Below are 17,388 nucleotides of genomic sequence, written 5' to 3'. Positions count from 1 at the left end.
CGCGCCATGGTAGGATAAATGCGCCATTGCGCATCCACTCTCGCTGAATTTGGTTTAATGCATATTAGTAGTTACTGATTATCCACAATCGCCTGTGCCGCAACGGCACGGACTATGCGGAGAGCGCAGCCGTGACGCGAATATCGCCGACATGGATGCCGTTCCAATTGTGCATCGGCCTGACGGCCATCGCCATCAGCTTGGCGTGGACGTCGCTGCCTTTCTCGAAGAACCGGGCAAGGGCTGCGGCCACCATCGCCTCGGCGGCGCGGGTCGTTCCGTCCTCGCACTTCACGGCGATCGAGATGCCCTGATCGGGGATCGCCGCGCAGAACACGCCCTCGGCGCCCGTCTTGCAGAAAATCTTGCCCGGCGCGATCTGCATCAGTTCCGTGCAGGCGCGGCCGCTACCGGCGACATAGAAGGGCTCCGCCATACAGGCATCGAAAAGACGGCGCGAGGCCTTGGCGCGCAGCGGCTCGAGGCCATGGCCGGTTGCCATCTTGGCAAAACCATGCGCAAGGCCGCGCAGCGGCACGGCATAGGTCGGGATCGAGCAACCGTCGGTGCCGCAATTGTCGCGGCCGAGCACGGCGCCGGTGAGGCTTTCCATCGTCGCCCGGATTTCCCGCTGCAGCGGATGGTCGTAGCCGATGTAACCCTTCGGATCGATATCCTGATGGCAGCAGGCGCAGACGAAGCCTGCATGCTTGCCGGAGCAATTGTTGTGCAGTGCCGTCGGTGCCTTTATTGTGCGTGCCTGATGGATGAGCGTCTTCTGGTCCGACGACCAGTGGGCTCCGCATTCCAGCGCTTCGACGCCGCGGCCGGCGCGCGCCAGCATGGAGGCGGCAAGCGCCACATGCTCGTCTTCGCCGCTATGCGACGCACAGGCGAGCGCGAGCTCCTTGTTGCCGAAGCCGTAGGCATCCGCCGCACCGCTTTCGACCAGCGGCAGCGCCTGCATGGCCTTGCAGGCCGAACGCGGGAAAACACCGGCTTCGATATCGCCGAGCGCAAAGACAACCCTTCCATCGCCGTCGACTGCGACCACCGTGCCGCGATGGCGGCTTTCGACGAGCGAGCCGCGGGTGACTTCGACAGTGACGGGATTGGACATGGGACAGAAATCCGGATCGATTTGGGGATGCGCAAGGCATAGCGCCTTGCGCCGATAAAGCAACGCCTTTCGGCGGCAAGCGCGGCGCAATTTCATACCTGCTCGTGTCCGCGAGCCTAGTGGGCGCTGATCCGGTAAGCGCAGCGGCGGGCGCCGACGAGGATGTGCTCGGCGCGTTCGACCTTTGCATTGAGAATGCTGCGGAATGTCTCGAGCTCCGAGCGGCAGAAGCCTGCGCAGGCGGTGGCGGCAGCGCAGATCGGGCAGTGGTTTTCGACAAGCATGAAGGAGCCGTCCTCTTCCATCCAACTGTCGGCCATGTAGCCCTCACGTGTCCGGATCGCCGCCAATTGGCGGACACGCGCGGCAAGATCGGATGCGGAGATCTCTTCGCGGTAGCGCTTCACCGTTTCGGTTTCGCGCGCGGAGATGACCGCGTCCAGCGCATCCTCGCCGAGCGTCCCGACGAGCGTGGTGAGAAGTGTTGCGGTCAACTCGGCATGGCGGTCCGGAAAGGTCTGGTGTCCTGCCAAGGTCAGCTGCCAGAGCTGCTTCGGCCTGCCGCGGCCGGAGCCCTGCTCCGCCACCGGCTCGGCGAGCCCCTCCTCTGCAAGCTTCGTCAACTGCTGTCGGGCAGCTTCGGAGGAAATGCCGAGATGCTCGCCGACAGCGGCACCCAATTGCGGGCCTTCGGTCTTCAGCAGAAGCAGGATACGGTTGGCGGGCGATTGACGCATCTATTTTTCCAAGTCATCGCTTGCTTTAAAGAGCCAAGCGTGTAATTTCCAATTTATAACTTGGAAAATAACGGCCCGCTAGAGAAAACATTTCGAGGCAATCTTATGAGCAGTGTCGATCAGACTGCCGCATCGCAGACATCCGTCTTTCAGCTTTTCACGCCGTCCTTGCTGCCGGCGACACTGATGCTCGGCGGCGGCGTGACGCTCTATGCGGTCGAGAGCTACATCACTGCCACCGTTGCGCCTTCGATCGTTCGCGATATCGGCGGCCTGCCGCTGCTTGCCTGGGTGACGACGCTTTATGTTGCCTCTGCCGTGCTCGGCTCGATCTTCGTCGCCATGCGGCCGCGCGGCATGGGTTTGCGCAGCGCCTATGTCTGCGGTGCCCTGATTTTCGGGATGGGTAGTCTCGTCTGCGCCGCCGCACCGGTCATGGAAGTGGTCCTCGCCGGGCGCACCGTGCAGGGCTTCGGCGCCGGGATTCTCGCCGCACTTGCCTATGCCTTCGTCCGCTTCGCCTATCCCGAGTCGCTCTGGCCGAAAGCATCCACGCTCTATGCCGCGATCTGGGGTGCTGCGACCCTGCTAGGCCCGAGTGCGGGTGGCCTGTTTTCGGAAGGGAGTGCCTGGAGATACGCCTTCATCATCCTCGTGCCGCTCGGTCTCCTGATGGCGGTTCTTGCACCGTGGCTGCTGCCGAAGGCGACGGATGACCGTGCACATGGCAAGACACCGATCCTGCAGATCTGCCTGCTTCTTGCCGCTGTGCTTCTCGTCAGCATCGCGGGTACGGTCGAGAATACCGGGACGAAGGCCGCGCTGATCGCCCTCTCCGTCATCGCCATTTCGCTGATGCTGGTGACCGAACGGCGCGGCACCAACCGGCTTCTGCCGACCGGCGCGGTCACGCTCGCAAAGCCGGTCGCGCGCGTCTATCTCACCATGTTCGCGCTGCTGCTGGTGCTCACCAGCGATATCTATATTCCCTACTTCCTGCAGGTTCTGCATGGCGTGACGCCGCTGATCTCCGGCTATCTCACCGCGCTTGTCGCCCTCGGCTGGACGCTTGCTGCCTTCCTCAGCGCCTCCTTCACGGGCAGGCGCGCCAGCAATGCGATTATTGCCGGATGCATCGTCGAAGCGCTGGCCACGGTGGGCCTTGCGATCTTCCTTGCACGGGACAATCAGATTGCGAGCCTCGCCATTCTCGGACCGGCAGCCGTCGCGATGCTGTTGATGGGCTTCGGCGTCGGCCTCGGATGGGCGCATCTGGTCACGAAGGTGCTGCGCCTTGTCAGCAGCGCCGAGCAGGACAAGGCATCGGCGGCGATCTCGACCGTGCAATCCCTCGGCAGCGCCTTCGGCGCGGCGATCGCAGGCGTCATCGCCAACGGTACCGGGCTCGTCGCGCCCGGCGGCATTGCCGGCAGCATCTCGGCAGCGCACTGGCTCTATGCCTTGATGGCCCTTCCCGGCCTGATCGCCATCACAGCGTCCTTGACCCTCTCGTCGTCCACCGAACGGCAGGCCCGGTGAGCGACGTGCGAGCGGTCACAGACGCAGCATGATCTTGCCGATGTGACCGCTCGTTTCCATCAGCCTGTGAGCCTCGACGACATCCTCGAAAGCGAAGGTCTTGTGGATGACGGGGGCGAGCTTTCCGGCTTCGAGAAGCGGCCAGACCTGGGAAAGAAGATCGTCGCGGATGGCGCGTTTTTCCTCGGCCGTGCGTGGGCGCATCGTCGAACCGGTAACCGTGAGGCGCTTGACCATGATCGGCGTCAGGTTGACCTTCTCGGCCAGCGCTCCCCCCAGGAAGGCGATGATCGACAGGCAGCCATCCTTGGCAAGCGAGGCGATGTTCTTGTCGAAATAGGCAGCGCCGATCATGTCGAGCACGATGTCGACGCCCTGACCGCCGGTTTCGGCCTTGATCACCTCAGCGAAGTCTTCGGTCTTGTAGTTAATCGCCCGCTTGGCGCCAAGCTTGACGCAGGCGTCGCATTTTTCCTGCGAGCCTGCGGTCGCATAGACCTCGGCGCCAAAGGCGCGGGCGAGCTGGATCGCGGTGGTGCCAATGCCGCTGGAGCCGCCGTGGATGAGGACGCTTTCGCCTTCCGTCAGCCCCGCCATCTGGAAGAGGTTTGCCCAGACGGTGAAGAAGGTTTCGGGAAGGGCTGCGGCCTTCACCGCATCGTAGCCTTTCGGAAACGGCAAGACCTGGCCGACCGGCAGCAGGCAATATTCTGCATAGGCGCCGCCATTGGCGAGGCCGCAGACTAGGTCGCCGATCGAGTATCCCGCGACGCCCGGGCCGACGGCGGCCACTTCACCGGCCAGCTCGAGACCCAGAATGGGGCTTGCATCCTTTGGCGGCGGGTAAGTCCCCTGGCGCTGCGCGACATCCGGGCGGTTGACGCCGATTGCCTGCGCGCGGACGAGGATCTGGCCTTCGCTCGGCACCGGAATGGGTCCGGCCGATATTTTCATGACCTCAGGCGCGCCAAAGCTCGGGAGATCGACGAAACGCATGTTGGTTGGCAGTGGCATGACCGGTCTCCTCTTGTGCGATAGCGCAGGAGATAATTCAGCGGTCGGTGCTTGGAAAGAAGGGAAGTCGCAGAGGCGTCAATTCGCCTCGCCTAGCCGATGGAGGAGCAGCCCGTCGGCGCTCTCCTTCGCTTCGGCCTTGATGTGCGCAATTTCGGCGCTGACCCGGTTGATGTCGTCGATCACCAGACCCTTTGGCAGCTCAAGCACGCCGATCGAGCAGCGCATCAGCGGGAAAAGCGCCTCGGTGCCGGAACGGTCATGACCCCGGATGCGGCCGGCTGCGCGGTCGTCGTCGGAATACAGGTCGAGCACGTCTTCGTGGAAATCGCTGATGAGGCGATCGAGGATCTCCGTCAGTTCCTCCTTCGTCCAGCCGACGACGCCGATGAAGAAATCATCGCCGCCGACATGGCCGAGGAAATGCCGCTCGGCGAAGAAGTAACGGCGCATCAGCGCGGCAAAGAGCGAGATCGCATGATCGCCGAGATGGAAACCGTAAGCATCGTTGAAGGGCTTGAAATTATCGAAGTCGCAATAGCAAAAATGCCGTACGTCATCGCCATCGAGACCGGATTGGCGCATAAAATCGAGGATCGCGCGGTTGCCCGGCAGGCCGGTCAGCGGGTTCTGATCCTGCGCGGTCTTCAACTGCTTCTCGTTCATGATCTTGATGAGCGAGGCGGCGGAGACGACGCCGGCATAGCGCATGTTGTCCGTCAGGATCAGACAGTTACCACCCTCCATATTGGCGAAGATCGCCATCAGCCGCTCTGCGTCCGAATCCAGACCGACAATAGGCGCTATCTCGACGAAGTGCGAAACCGTGCGCTCATAGACCTTGTTCTTCAGGAGATCGCGGCCGAAGGGCTGGTAGATATATTCCTTCAGGTGATGCTCATGGATGATACCGCGCGGCTCACCATTGGCATTGAGCACCGGAAAGAAGGCCTGGCGCGGGTTGCGGCGGAAGAGCTCGAAGACCGTATCGATGCTGTCGTTCTCGTAAACCGTCGGCAGCATCTCGATCTGCTTGCGGATGAGGATTTCGTCGAGCGATTGCGTGTTGCGCTTGCTGTTGCCGAGCTCCTGCAGATGCGGAAACGACCATACGAGTTCGGACGTATGCGTCGTCGGCCGTGCAATGAACCAGCCCTGGACGAGATCGACGCCGTATTCGCGGCAAGCAAGAAACTCCGCTTCGGTTTCGATGCCTTCGGCGATCACCCGGGTGCCGAGCACATGGGCGATGTTGACGATGTTCTTCAGCAGATGACGCTTGCGCGGCTTGCGGTCGATATCGGCGACGAAATGGCGATCGATCTTGAGATAGTCGACGGCATAGTCGCACAGCAGCTTCATTTCGCCGTGGCCGACGCCGAAATCGTCGATCGCCAGCTTGAAGCCGGTCTTGCGGAGCTTGCAGACGAGCGCCTCGAATTCCGGCACGCGGGTATTGTCGAAGCGCTCCGAGAATTCGAAGCAGACCGAAGACGGCGGGATATTGGCGGCTTTCAGATGCTGCAGAAGGCTTTCAATCAGGCAATCGCCACGCGCGATCAGCCGAACGTCGAGGTTCAGGAACAGGGTCGAGCTGGCGTAGTTGCCCAAGGTCACGAACTTCGCGAGCGCGCGGCTGGCCACCATCTGCTCCAGATTGAGAAGCTGGTTGGCGCGGTGCGCCTCATCGAGCAGCTCAACGGGAGACTCGAAACCGATGCGCTCCTGCCCGCGCATGAGGGACTCATAACCGAAGACGGTGCCCGTACCGGCTTCGACAATGGGCTGGAAGGCATTTTCGATGACGAGTTTTGCAAGGGTAACGAGCTGATCGCTGGCGTAGCGGCGCAACACACCCGGCTCCACGGCGGCAACCACAGACATGCCCTCTTTCTCCACTGTAAGCTGTTGTTTTCAGTGAAGATGACCAAGAAGGGTCAATGAACCCTTTCGCGAATGTGAAACTTCTGTGAAGATAGTTGATCGGAACGAGCGAGCGGTGCCGCCGCCCGCGCGATCAACGGCCTATTCAAGCCGAGCGCCGACGTTCAGCCTCGTGATCGGCAAACATATCTGCGACGCAGCGGCTTTCGCTGGTCCGGTTTTCTTCCGTCAATTCATCATCGCGGCATTCTGCCAGCTTGCGGGCGGCATCCCACAGGCGCAGCGCTTCACGGACCACCTCGCTGCTTGACGCATAGCCGCCGCTCTCGACGGCATCGCGGATGCCTGCTGCCTGAACCGGTGAGATGGAAACTGTGACCATTGGCATGAAATTTCTCCCTTCGTTTTTGGGCAGAACCTGCCCTACGCGGGATGCATGACCAGTCATGACATCTTTTCCGGCATGTCGTCTGCCGGTGTCTTAGTACTTCAGTTTTAGTCCGGCATCACATACTTGTCAAAAAAGAAACATTGCGTGAGCGCGTCATTGCACGCTTCTGACGCCGACACCGAAGGCCAGCATTGTCCAGCCCTGGAGAATGAGATCGACCGCCAGGAAAAGGCCGAGAACCCACAGACTGTTTACCGGCCAGCCGAGCGCGATGACGACGCCTGCAAGCGCCGTAATCACGCCGCTTGCCACGATCCAGCCCCAGCCCTTGAGGGGCTTCATGCGCCGGCCGATAAAGACGCGAAATACGCCGGCGATCAGCAGAGCGACCGCAAGAAAGAGCGTCAGTGCGGCGGAGGCAAGGATCGGATTGATGAAGGCGAATATGCCTGCGAGCACATAAAGAACGCCGCTCAACGCCCAGAAAAGGATGTGTTCCCAGCCGCGCACCTGAAAGGCGTGGATGAGATAGAGGATCCCGCCGAAAAGCATCAGCATCCCGACATAGTAGACTGATGCCACCGTGGCGAGAAGCAGGTTGCCGAGCGCGATCATCCCGCAGATCAAGAGCAGCACCCCGAGCCCCACGAACCATATCCATTTCGACTGCAGCGACGGCGACGGCTCGCCATTGAATACCTCAGCCATGGGCGCACCTCCTGATGGCCGTAGATATGCTGCAGATTCCCGCAGCGAAAAGGACCCGCACGGGCTAACACTCGTCAGAAGATTTTTATTGATTGATCAGTCAATCAAAAATAAGATGTCTGAATTGCTGGAGTAGGCCGCACTATGCCGAAAGTCGGAATGGAACCTCTGCGCCGCAAGGCGCTTGTCGATGCTGCGCTGCGGGTGATTGGCGATCACGGCTCGCTGAGCGTCACGATGTCTGAAATCGCCCGTCATGCCGGCGTCTCGCCGGCGCTTGCGCATCATTATTTCGGCAGCAAGGAACAGCTGCTGATCGAGACCATCCGCTCTCTTTTAAAGCAACTGCGCGACGACGCGGTGACGGCGCTGAAGGCGGCGGGTGCGCCGCGCGAGAAGCTGTCCGCTGTTATCCGCGTCAGCTTCCAGGCCGACCAGTTTGCGCCGGCGACGATCGCCGCCTGGCTTGCCTTTTATGCCGAGGCGCAGCGTTCCGAAGAGACGCGGCGCTTCCTCGTCATCTATGCCCGCCGCCTGCGGTCGAACCTGCTTGCCAATCTGAAGGCGCTCTGCCCGGCCGATGCCGCAGAGCGCATTGCCGAAGGCGCGGCTGCGATGATCGATGGGCTCTATATCCGCCAAAGTCTGAGGTCTGCGCCCGTCAGCATCGAGGCATCGATCGGGCTGACTGAGGATTATGTGAATGCGCTATTGGCGGCCGCTCCCCCTTCTCCCCAGCGGGGAGAAGATGTCCGAAGGACAGATGAGGGGGTGAGCGACGCAGGAGCGAACGACCGCAAGGCCGAGACTGCAGCCCCCTCATCCCCGGTGCAACTTTTGCACCTGAGCCCTGCGGGCCACCTTCTCCCCGAGGGGAGAAGGGACGACCACCTCAAGCCATCCAAGGACAATTGACATGAAAGCCCAGCCGAAAGCCTCCCACTTCATCGACGGCGAATATGTCGAGGATGAAGCCGGCAGCGTCATCGAGAGCATCTATCCGGCGACCGGCGAGGTAATCGCCAGGCTGCATGCCGCAACGCCCGCGATCGTCGAAAAGGCGATCGCCGCGGCCAAGCGGGCGCAGCCGGAATGGGCGGCCATGAGCCCGACGGCGCGCGGCCGCATCCTGAAGCGTGCCGCCGACATCATGCGCGAGAAGAACCGCGAGCTTTCGGAGCTTGAGACGCTCGACACCGGCAAGCCGATCCAGGAAACCATCGTCGCCGACCCGACATCGGGCGCCGACAGTTTCGAGTTCTTTGGCGGCATTGCGGCGACGGCGCTGAACGGCTCCTATATCCCGCTCGGCGGCGATTTCGCCTATACGAAGCGCGTGCCGCTCGGCGTCTGCGTCGGCATCGGCGCCTGGAACTATCCGCAGCAGATCGCCTGCTGGAAGGGCGGGCCGGCGCTCGCCGCCGGCAACGCCATGGTCTTCAAGCCTTCGGAAAACACGCCGCTCGGCGCGCTTGCCATCGCCGAAATCCTGCATGAGGCGGGCCTGCCGAAGGGGCTCTACAACGTCATCCAGGGCGACCGCGATACCGGACCGTTGCTCGTCAACCATCCGGACGTGGCGAAGATATCACTCACCGGCTCTGTGCCGACAGGCCGCAAGGTCGCTGCCGCCGCCGCCGCCAACCTCAAGCATGTGACGATGGAGCTCGGCGGCAAGTCACCGCTGATCGTCTTCGACGACGCCGATATCGACAGCGCCATTGGCGGGGCGATGCTCGGCAACTTCTATTCGACCGGCCAGGTCTGCTCGAACGGCACGCGCGTCTTCGTGCAGAAGAAGATCAAGGACGCATTCCTGAAACGGCTGAAGAGCCGCACCGAGGCGATCGTCATCGGCGATCCGATGGACGAGGCCACACAGCTCGGGCCGATGGTTTCCTGGGCGCAGCGCCAGAAGGTGCTGTCCTACATCGAGAAGGGCAAGGCGGAGGGCGCGCGGTTGATTACCGGCGGCGGCCTTCCGAACAATGTTTCCGGCGAGGGCTACTATGTGCAGCCCACCGTTTTCGCGGATGTCACCGACAATATGACCATCGCTCGCGAGGAGATTTTCGGGCCGGTCATGTGCGTGCTCGATTTCGAGGACGAGGCGGAGGTGATCGACCGCGCCAATGGCACCGAATTCGGCCTTTCGGGCGGCGTCTTTACCGCTGCCCTCAGCCGCGCCCATCGCGTTGTCGATCAACTGGAGGCCGGCACGCTGTGGATCAACACCTACAATCTCTGCCCGGTGGAAATCCCCTTCGGCGGCTCCAAGCAATCGGGCTTCGGACGCGAGAATTCGGCAGCCGCGCTGGAGCACTATTCGGAGCTGAAGACGGTCTATGTCGGTATGGGGCCGGTGGTGGCGCCGTATTGAAGCTTTGAGATGAAGACCCCCTCCTCCGCTTTGCCGTGTTGCCCCCTCATCCGCCCTTTGGGCAGCTTCTCCCCGAGGGGAGAAGGGGACATGAGGCGGGCGCGGCAAATCCCTTCGCCCCTCGGGGAGAAGGTGGCGGCAGCCGGATGAGGGGGGCCGCCCGGACGAACTTAAAAGAGAGAGCTATGCAAGCAGATTTCGTCATCATCGGCTCCGGATCGGCAGGTTCCGCCCTCGCCTACCGTCTCTCGGAAGACGGCAAGAATACCGTGATCGTCATCGAGGCCGGCGGCTCCGATTTCGGGCCGTTCATCCAGATGCCGGCGGCCCTTGCCTGGCCGATGAGCATGAAGCGCTACAACTGGGGCTATCTCTCCGAGCCCGAGCCGAACCTGAACAACCGGCGCATCACCGCGCCGCGCGGCAAGGTGATCGGCGGCTCCTCATCGATCAACGGCATGGTCTATGTGCGCGGCCATGCCGAGGACTACAATCGCTGGGAAGAGCTCGGCGCACAGGGCTGGGCCTACGCCGACGTGCTGCCCTATTTCAAGCGCATGGAGCATTCTCAGGGCGGCGAGGAAGGCTGGCGCGGCACCGACGGCCCGCTGCATGTGCAGCGCGGCGGCTTCCGCAACCCGCTGTTTCGCGCCTTCATCGAGGCCGGCAAGCAGGCGGGCTTCGAGGCGACGGAGGATTATAACGGCTCGAAGCAGGAAGGCTTCGGGTTGATGGAGCAGACGATCTTCAGCGGGCGGCGATGGTCTGCCGCCAGCGCCTACCTGAAGCCGGCGCTGAAGCGTCCGAACGTGGCGGTCGTCTATGGTCACGCCCACAAGGTGGTGATCGAGAACAGGCGGGCTGTTGGCGTCGAGATCGAGCGCGGCGGCAAGGTCGAGGTGATCAAGGCGAACTGCGAGGTGATCGTCTCCGCCTCCTCCTTCAATTCACCAAAGCTTCTCATGCTTTCCGGCATCGGCCGGGGCGCGCATCTTCAGGAGCACGGCATCGAGGTGAAGGCTGACCGGCCGGGGGTCGGCGCCAATCTGCAGGACCACATGGAATTCTACTTCCAGCAGGTCAGCACCAAACCGGTCTCGCTCTATTCCTGGCTTCCCTGGTTCTGGCAGGGTGTTGCGGGCGCGCAATGGATGTTCACAAAGTCCGGGCTCGGCACCTCGAACCAGTTCGAGGCCTGCGCCTTCCTGCGCTCAGCGGCCGGCGTCAAGCAGCCTGACATCCAGTATCACTTCCTGCCGGTGGCGATCAGCTATGACGGCAAGGCGGCGGCCAAGAGCCACGGCTTCCAGGTGCATGTCGGCTACAATCTGTCGAAGTCGCGCGGCAACGTCACACTGCGCTCCTCGGACCCGAAGGCCGACCCGGTCATTCGTTTCAACTATATGAGCCATCCGGAAGACTGGGAGAAGTTCCGTCACTGTGTGCGCCTCACCCGCGAAATCTTCGGCCAAAAGGCCTTCGACCAGTATCGCGGACCGGAGATCCAGCCGGGCGAGAACGTGCGGACCGACGAGCAGATCGACGCCTTCCTGCGCGAACACCTGGAAAGCGCCTACCACCCCTGCGGCACCTGCAAGATGGGTGCCAAGGACGATCCGATGGCGGTTGTCGATCCCGAGACGCGTGTCATCGGCGTCGACGCCCTGCGCGTCGCCGACAGCTCGATCTTCCCGCACGTGACCTACGGTAATCTCAATGGTCCCTCGATCATGACCGGCGAGAAGGCGGCCGACCATATCCTCGGCAAGCAGCCATTGCCGCGCTCCAACCAGGAGCCATGGATCAACCCGCGCTGGGCGGTGAGCGACCGGTGAAGCTAATGGTAGTCGTCTTCGCGCTGGTGGCGGACAGCGAGAACGGTAACCGTCTCATCGTCTTCCACCTCATAGAGCAGAACGTATCCATTCGAACCAAAAGGGATAATCATCTCCCGTGCGAAGATGTTATCCTCTAGTGCCTTGCGGCCCATAAAGGGAAAATCCTCCAGCAACTTTGTTGCCTTTTGCATCGCGTCGTAAGCCCGTTCGGCAAGTCGAATATCGATTTCGGCAAGATATCCATAGTATCTCTCAAAATCCTCATAGAAGCCGGCGGTAAAGCGGATGCGACGGCTCATTGATTTCGGCTCGCCTTCGCCTTCTCAAGCTTTTCACGCATCATGTTCAGGACGTCTTCTGCACTATAGTAGACACCTGTCCGCTTAGACTCCTCCCGCGCCTGGAGCCCTCGCGCGATAAATTCCGCCTGCGTTTTGCGGTATTCGATCTGCCGCCGAAGAGAGTCTTCCATCATCGACGACAAGGTCTCGCCCTCTTTCAGGACGCTTTCCGCGGCAGCCCGCAGTTCGGGATCGACACGAAGCGACGGTAGTGTTGCGGTTTTCATGACAGACCTCGTGCGCATTGCAATTGCGATGCATATTACCCGGCTTGGCCATTTTTTTCAAGCGGAAGAAATTCGGAAGTTAGGACCAATCCGCGGTGAGCGACCGGTAGTAACGCAGACAGGGACGAGCAATGGCACGGTCTAGATGAAGCCGATCCAGCGCCCGGCGACGATGGCTGCGAGCCACGTCGCGGCCGATATCAGGGCGCCGAGACGCAAGCGCGCCGCCGTGGCGGCTCCGGCAACCGCCTTTCGCCATGCATGTCCGGCGTGCACGATGCCGGCATTCAAAACACCCAGGGCGAGCAACCCGAGCTTTGCAAGAAACGCCGGGTTTTGAGCATATTCCAGCGGCCGGACGCTGAAGAGGCAGAAGCCTGTGACCATCGCGGCGGCGAGGCCGATTGCCGCCACCCGCGATAGAAAGGGACCGATCACCGAAAGCGGCACCGACGGAAAGAAGCCCATCAGCCTCAGATCGAGCGGCAGGATCGTGCCGATCAGCAAGCCGATCGACAGAATATGGGCGGCGTTGGCGAACATGTAGAGGATCGCCGAACGCCGCAATGCGACCGCGAGCGGCGTAGCCGTCAACCATTCCAGAAGGTCGATCGCCATGCGGTCAATTCGTCTGGATTCGCTCGGGATAGATATCGTAGCGCTTCCCGGCAACCGTGATCCGCACCGCTTTCATGCGCTTTTCATTGGCATCCAGCGAGCGGTTTCCGATGGCGATGATCGGATCGCCCTTTTTCGCGGAGCCCTCGACGAAGCCGGAGCGCTCTGTCTGCCGCGGATTGGCGAGTTCGACGCGCCAGAGGCCATCGTTGGCGGTCGCGACGTCGAGCGACGGATGCGGACCGCCCATGGAGACCGTCTCAACCGTCCCTCTCAACTCAATCTGCTCGGCCTCCGCCCATGACCAGCCGTGATGAGCTGCAGCACCGGTTGCAAAGGCCGCCGCCAGGATTGCGCCGAACACTATCTGCTTTGCGGATATGATCTGCCTCGTGGATACGACACGCATTTCCATTCTCCCTACCCTGGTGAACAGGTCCGAATTGGCGCGCGGCAACTGCTTTCAAGGGTATTTCACCAAATCTTGAAGCGAGGGGTGATTTCATGTGCGCAATGGCGTTAGAACTGATGCGTAGTCTTGCTGATTGAAGTGTTGAAATGCCTGCCTCCTATCGAAAGTCCAAGCTTTTCCGCCGCTCCCGCGTTTTCTGGGGCTCGTTTTCGCGCTGGCGCCCGCGGCTGGTCTTCTGGTGCGGCGCGCTGGCGATCGGCGTGATCAGCGTTGGCTTTGCCGAGCTCGCAGACTTGGCACAGAATGCGTTCACCGGGATCATATCTGCAGGCAAATGGACTTATCTTTTACCGCTCGTTCTCTCGCCGTTCGGCTTCATGCTGTCCGCCTATCTTGCGGCAACGCTCTTTCCCAATTCGCAGGGCAGCGGCATTCCGCAGGCAATCGCCGCCCGGCACTTGAGGGACGAGGAAGATCGCACCCGGCTGCTTTCCCTGCGCATCGCCTTCGGCAAGATCCTGCTCACGGTGCTCGGGTTGTTCTGCGGCGCTTCGATCGGACGTGAAGGGCCGACGGTGCAGGTCGGGGCGTCAATCATGCTGGCGGTTGCCCGCTTCGGCGGCATGGCGCAGGCGCGGGGCCTCATCCTCGCCGGATCGGCAGCGGGCATCGCCGCCGCCTTTAACACACCGCTTGCCGGTATCGTCTTCGCCATCGAAGAGATGGGCCGCACCTACGAGTCGCGAGCGAACGGCCTCGTGCTGACCGCCGTCATCCTCTCCGGGCTTGCCGCGCTCGGGCTTGCAGGCAGCTACAATTATTTCGGCGAAGCATCTGCGGCCCCCGCGGACCTGCGCGACTGGGGCCTCGTTCTCGTTTGCGGCATCGGTGGGGGTGCGCTCGGTGCGGGCTTCAGCGGCTTTGCGCTGCATTTCGGCCAGCGCATCCGCCGCTGGGCGCACCCCCAGCCTCTTAAGCGCATGCTGGCGCTTGCGGGCATCTGCGGGCTTGCGGTTGCAGTCATCGGCATTGCATCCGGCGGCGCAACCTTCGGCACCGGCTACGTGCAGGCTAAGGGCGCCGTCGAAGGGCAAGCGCTTCCCTTGCTCTTCTTCGTCGAAAAGCTCGCCGCCAGTTTCCTGTCCATGATGTCCGGCATTCCGGGCGGCATCTTCGCACCGTCGCTGGCGGTCGGCGCAGGTTTCGGCAGCACGGTCGGCTCGCTGCTCGGAACAAGCATCGCGCTTGCGGCAATCCTCGGGATGGCCGGCTATTTCTCGGGCGTCGTACAGGCGCCGATGACGGCTTTCGTCATCATCCTAGAAATGACAGGTGACCACCAGGCCGTCATCCCAATCATGGCCGTCTCGATGATCGGCTACGTGACGTCGCGCGTCCTGTCCAGAGAACCCCTGTACCACGGGCTTTCGCGGGTCTTCATCGCCGCGGCCATCAGGGCCCGGCGAGCCGTGGAGAAGGAAGAGGCGGCAGGTTAAGCCAGAAGCCGAGCGACTTCCACGACCTTGGTGGGCGCGGCAACCGCATCGGCGATTGTCGTCGAGAACAATACCTTGCGCGTCGCATCAGCGACCTTGGAGAAGACGTGGCGGATTTCGCAATTCTGCTCGCCGTCGCAATCGTCGCATTTGCGGTAAGCGGTGATCGACAGGCACGGCAGCGGCGCGATCGGGCCGTCGATGATGCGAAGGACTTCGCCGAAGGTGATCATGTCGGCCGGTTTCAGCAGCAGGTAGCCTCCCGCCTTGCCGCGGCGGCTCGCCACGATGCCCTGATGCTTGAGATCGAGCAGGATCTGCTCGAGAAACTTCTTCGGAATCTTTTGCTGCGCTGCGATGTCCGAAATCATGACGGGTTCGCCGGCATCGGCTTCGGCCAGTGCCGTGAGCGCCCGGAGCGCGTATTTTGCCTTCTGCGTAATCATTTTGGACTCGTTACACACACGAGCGATGCGACTCGCCGCACCGCTTCTCGAGCTTGCCTGCACTCTATTGCACAACCAGCATGAACGGAATTTGAACGCGCCGGCGAAAGTCTTTGAGACACAAGCGTTTTTGGCCTTGTTTTCCCCTCGAGGCCAACAGATGGAATTCTACGTCAAAATTGCGCCATCCGCATCTTTTTCGCCATCACTTCAGATTTCGAATTGACAGGCCGCGTGTGTAACCCTACTAAATTTATAGAGATTAAGCCTGCGCCAACGGATGGTCGGTGCGGCGCGGCTGCTTTTCTGCATTGCAGCGGCTTCGGAGAGATATTTGCTCCCGCATGCGCCGCTTTCGAAATCCGTTTTTCTGTCCGATCCCTCCTCAAGCTGCGATACTCCGGCCAACATCGAGACAGGATCCCCCATGACTGTTGTGAATATCATCGAAGAAGCTGAAGCGCTGAATGCTAAGCTCGCCGCCCTCGACCTTGCCGGACGGCTGTCGCTCGTCGCGGGTCTTGGTGGCCGCGCCGTTTTCACGACTTCGCTCGGCATCGAGGACCAGGTGATCTCGGCTGAAATCGGCAATCATCGCCTGCCGATCGAAGTCGTGACCTTGCAGACCGGCCGCCTCTTCCCGGAGACGCTGGCGCTGATCGACGAGACCGAAACCCAGTACGACATTCGCATCCGCCGCTACGAGCCGGAACAGGCCGATATCGACGCCTACGCTGCGCAATACGGGCTGAACGGCTTTTACGAAAGTGTCGAAGCCAGGCATGCCTGTTGTGCCGTGCGTAAGCTGAAGCCGCTTGCGCAGGCGCTGGCAGGCGCAACGATCTGGATCACCGGCCTTCGCCGCGGCCAGTCGGCCAACCGCGCCGAAACGCCGTTTGCCGAATACGACGCCGAGCGCCATCTCCTGAAGATCAACCCGCTTGCCGACTGGGACATCGCCAATATCAAGTCCTACGCCGCCGACAACAGCGTGCCGGTGAACCCATTGCATGCCCGCGGCTATCCTTCGATCGGCTGCGAGCCCTGCACCCGCGCCATCAAGCCCGGCGAGCCGGAACGTGCCGGCCGTTGGTGGTGGGAACAGGATGAAAAGCGTGAATGTGGCCTGCACGTTGCCGAAGAGGCCGTGCAGCCCGCTCAACAGTAACCCGCCGGTTTCCGGATCAGCAAAAAGCGCGATCTTGCGGCCAGCTTCGGGAACCGAGGCGAGACAAATTCATTCCGGATGCCTGCCGCCGCGAATGACGACATTGGAGTAGGAAATGCCCGACACCCGTCCGGATACGGAACTCAACAATCCACAGAGCGCCAAACCGCCGCTCGATCCGCACCTGAAGGCTCTTGAAAACGAGTCGATCCATATCTTCCGCGAGGTAGCGGCCGAATTCGAACGTCCGGTGATGCTCTATTCGATCGGCAAGGATTCGTCCGTGCTGCTGCATCTCGCGCGCAAGGCTTTCTATCCGGGCCGCGTGCCCTTCCCGCTGCTGCATGTGAACACCGGCTGGAAATTCCGGGAGATGATCGCATTTCGCGACGAGACCGCGAAGAAGTACGATCTGGACCTGATCGAGCACATCAACCCGCGCGGCGCCGCCGAAGGGATCACCCCCTTCACCCACGGCTCCGCGGCCTTTACCGACATCATGAAGACCGAGAGCCTGCGCAAGGCGCTCGACGCGGGACAGTTCGACGCCGCCTTCGGCGGGGCGCGCCGCGACGAGGAGGCAAGCCGCGCCAAGGAGCGGATCTATTCCTTCCGCACGCCGGACCATCGCTGGGATCCGCGCAATCAGCGCCCGGAACTCTGGAACGTCTATAACGGCCAGATCCGCAAGGGCGAGAGCGTGCGCGCCTTCCCGCTCTCCAACTGGACCGAGGTCGATATCTGGCGCTACATCCAGGCGGAAGACATCCCGCTGGTGCCGCTCTACTACGCAAAGAAGCGCCCCTTCGTGGAGCGTGACGGCATGATGATCCTTGCGGAGGATCCGCGCCTTGAATTGTTGCCCGGCGAAGTCCGCCAGGAAGGCATGATCCGCTTCCGCACGCTCGGCGACTTCCCGCTGACGGGGGCGATCCCCTCGCAGGCCACCACTCTTGAAGACATCATCGCGGAGCTGGAAATCGCCACAGTTTCCGAACGCCAGGGCCGCGCCATCGACCGCGACCAGTCCGGCTCCATGGAAAAGAAGAAGCGTGAAGGATATTTCTGA

At 61.8% G+C, this 17,388-nt stretch carries 17 protein-coding genes and 1 pseudogene; 7 read left to right on the top strand and 11 right to left on the bottom strand.

The features are described from left to right. Positions 1-112: 112 nt before the first annotated feature. Positions 113-1,120 (bottom strand): asparaginase, encoded by a 1,008-nt coding sequence (locus HGP14_RS04825; RefSeq protein ID WP_168828697.1) that lies wholly within the window; start codon positions 1,118-1,120, stop codon positions 113-115. A gap of 116 nt (positions 1,121-1,236) precedes the next feature. Then, entirely contained in the window at positions 1,237-1,857 is a 621-nt protein-coding gene (locus tag HGP14_RS04820) for a metalloregulator ArsR/SmtB family transcription factor (protein WP_168828696.1), read from the bottom strand. A 105-nt stretch (positions 1,858-1,962) separates the two neighbouring features. Here HGP14_RS04820 and HGP14_RS04815 point away from each other — a divergent pair, with 105 nt between their 5' ends. Further along, positions 1,963-3,396 carry an MFS transporter gene (locus HGP14_RS04815; RefSeq protein WP_168828695.1) on the top strand — a complete coding sequence of 478 codons (1,434 nt, stop codon included), beginning with the start codon at positions 1,963-1,965 and terminating at the stop codon, positions 3,394-3,396. Between the two features lie 15 nt (positions 3,397-3,411). Here HGP14_RS04815 and HGP14_RS04810 read toward each other — a convergent pair whose 3' ends face one another. From HGP14_RS04810 to HGP14_RS04795, 4 genes are all read right to left on the bottom strand, one after another. Then, positions 3,412-4,410 carry an NAD(P)H-quinone oxidoreductase gene (locus HGP14_RS04810; protein ID WP_168828694.1) on the bottom strand — a complete coding sequence of 333 codons (999 nt, stop codon included), beginning with the start codon at positions 4,408-4,410 and terminating at the stop codon, positions 3,412-3,414. 78 nt (positions 4,411-4,488) lie between these two features. Next, positions 4,489-6,294: a GGDEF domain-containing protein gene (locus tag HGP14_RS04805; protein ID WP_168828693.1), complete on the bottom strand. Its 1,806-nt coding sequence runs from the start codon at positions 6,292-6,294 to the stop codon at positions 4,489-4,491. A gap of 145 nt (positions 6,295-6,439) precedes the next feature. Then, positions 6,440-6,682: a type II toxin-antitoxin system ParD family antitoxin gene (locus HGP14_RS04800; RefSeq protein ID WP_168828692.1), complete on the bottom strand. Its 243-nt coding sequence runs from the start codon at positions 6,680-6,682 to the stop codon at positions 6,440-6,442. 156 nt (positions 6,683-6,838) lie between these two features. Further along, on the bottom strand, positions 6,839-7,393 hold the full coding sequence (locus tag HGP14_RS04795; protein WP_168828691.1) for an HdeD family acid-resistance protein: 555 nt from the start codon (positions 7,391-7,393) through the stop codon (positions 6,839-6,841). 144 nt (positions 7,394-7,537) lie between these two features. Between HGP14_RS04795 and betI the strand changes: the two are divergent. From betI to betA, 3 genes and pseudogenes are all read left to right on the top strand, one after another. Beyond that, positions 7,538-8,113 (top strand): annotated as a pseudogene (gene betI, locus HGP14_RS04790) (transcriptional regulator BetI); the annotation flags it as partial. Between the two features lie 196 nt (positions 8,114-8,309). Beyond that, complete coding sequence (gene betB / locus HGP14_RS04785) at positions 8,310-9,773, top strand: betaine-aldehyde dehydrogenase (protein WP_168828689.1); 1,464 nt, start codon at positions 8,310-8,312, stop codon at positions 9,771-9,773. Between the two features lie 185 nt (positions 9,774-9,958). Beyond that, positions 9,959-11,608 carry a choline dehydrogenase gene (betA, locus tag HGP14_RS04780; RefSeq protein WP_168828688.1) on the top strand — a complete coding sequence of 550 codons (1,650 nt, stop codon included), beginning with the start codon at positions 9,959-9,961 and terminating at the stop codon, positions 11,606-11,608. Positions 11,609-11,610: 2 nt separating this feature from the next. Here betA and HGP14_RS04775 read toward each other — a convergent pair whose 3' ends face one another. The 4 genes from HGP14_RS04775 to HGP14_RS04760 form a co-directional block, all read right to left on the bottom strand. Continuing rightward, positions 11,611-11,910 carry a type II toxin-antitoxin system RelE/ParE family toxin gene (locus HGP14_RS04775; protein ID WP_168828687.1) on the bottom strand — a complete coding sequence of 100 codons (300 nt, stop codon included), beginning with the start codon at positions 11,908-11,910 and terminating at the stop codon, positions 11,611-11,613. Beyond that, entirely contained in the window at positions 11,907-12,179 is a 273-nt protein-coding gene (locus tag HGP14_RS04770; protein WP_168828686.1) for a YlcI/YnfO family protein, read from the bottom strand. The genes HGP14_RS04775 and HGP14_RS04770 overlap by 4 nt, the downstream gene beginning before the upstream one ends. A gap of 141 nt (positions 12,180-12,320) precedes the next feature. Further along, positions 12,321-12,797, bottom strand: a complete 477-nt coding sequence (locus HGP14_RS04765) for a DUF6644 family protein (RefSeq protein ID WP_168828685.1) — start codon at positions 12,795-12,797, stop codon at positions 12,321-12,323. A gap of 4 nt (positions 12,798-12,801) precedes the next feature. After that, entirely contained in the window at positions 12,802-13,206 is a 405-nt protein-coding gene (locus HGP14_RS04760; protein ID WP_168828684.1) for a DUF6152 family protein, read from the bottom strand. 149 nt (positions 13,207-13,355) lie between these two features. On the opposite strand from HGP14_RS04760, the gene HGP14_RS04755 reads away from it, so the two are divergent. Next, a complete protein-coding gene (locus tag HGP14_RS04755) occupies positions 13,356-14,705 on the top strand; it encodes a chloride channel protein (protein ID WP_168828683.1) in 1,350 nt (449 codons plus the stop codon). Here HGP14_RS04755 and HGP14_RS04750 read toward each other — a convergent pair. Then, on the bottom strand, positions 14,702-15,151 hold the full coding sequence (locus HGP14_RS04750) for an Rrf2 family transcriptional regulator (RefSeq protein ID WP_168828682.1): 450 nt from the start codon (positions 15,149-15,151) through the stop codon (positions 14,702-14,704). The genes HGP14_RS04755 and HGP14_RS04750 overlap by 4 nt on opposite strands. A gap of 427 nt (positions 15,152-15,578) precedes the next feature. On the opposite strand from HGP14_RS04750, the gene HGP14_RS04745 reads away from it, so the two are divergent. Both HGP14_RS04745 and cysD read left to right on the top strand, forming a co-directional pair. Next, positions 15,579-16,319, top strand: coding sequence for a phosphoadenylyl-sulfate reductase (locus HGP14_RS04745; protein ID WP_168828681.1), 741 nt, complete (start codon positions 15,579-15,581; stop codon positions 16,317-16,319). A 115-nt stretch (positions 16,320-16,434) separates the two neighbouring features. Beyond that, positions 16,435-17,388 (top strand): sulfate adenylyltransferase subunit CysD, encoded by a 954-nt coding sequence (gene cysD / locus HGP14_RS04740; protein ID WP_168828680.1) that lies wholly within the window; start codon positions 16,435-16,437, stop codon positions 17,386-17,388.

Origin of the sequence: Rhizobium sp. P32RR-XVIII, from assembly GCF_012641395.1 — a bacterium.
Classification (GTDB): domain Bacteria; phylum Pseudomonadota; class Alphaproteobacteria; order Rhizobiales; family Rhizobiaceae; genus Rhizobium.
Note: the sequence above shows the minus strand (reverse complement) of the source record. Positions and strands in the feature narration are given on the sequence as shown.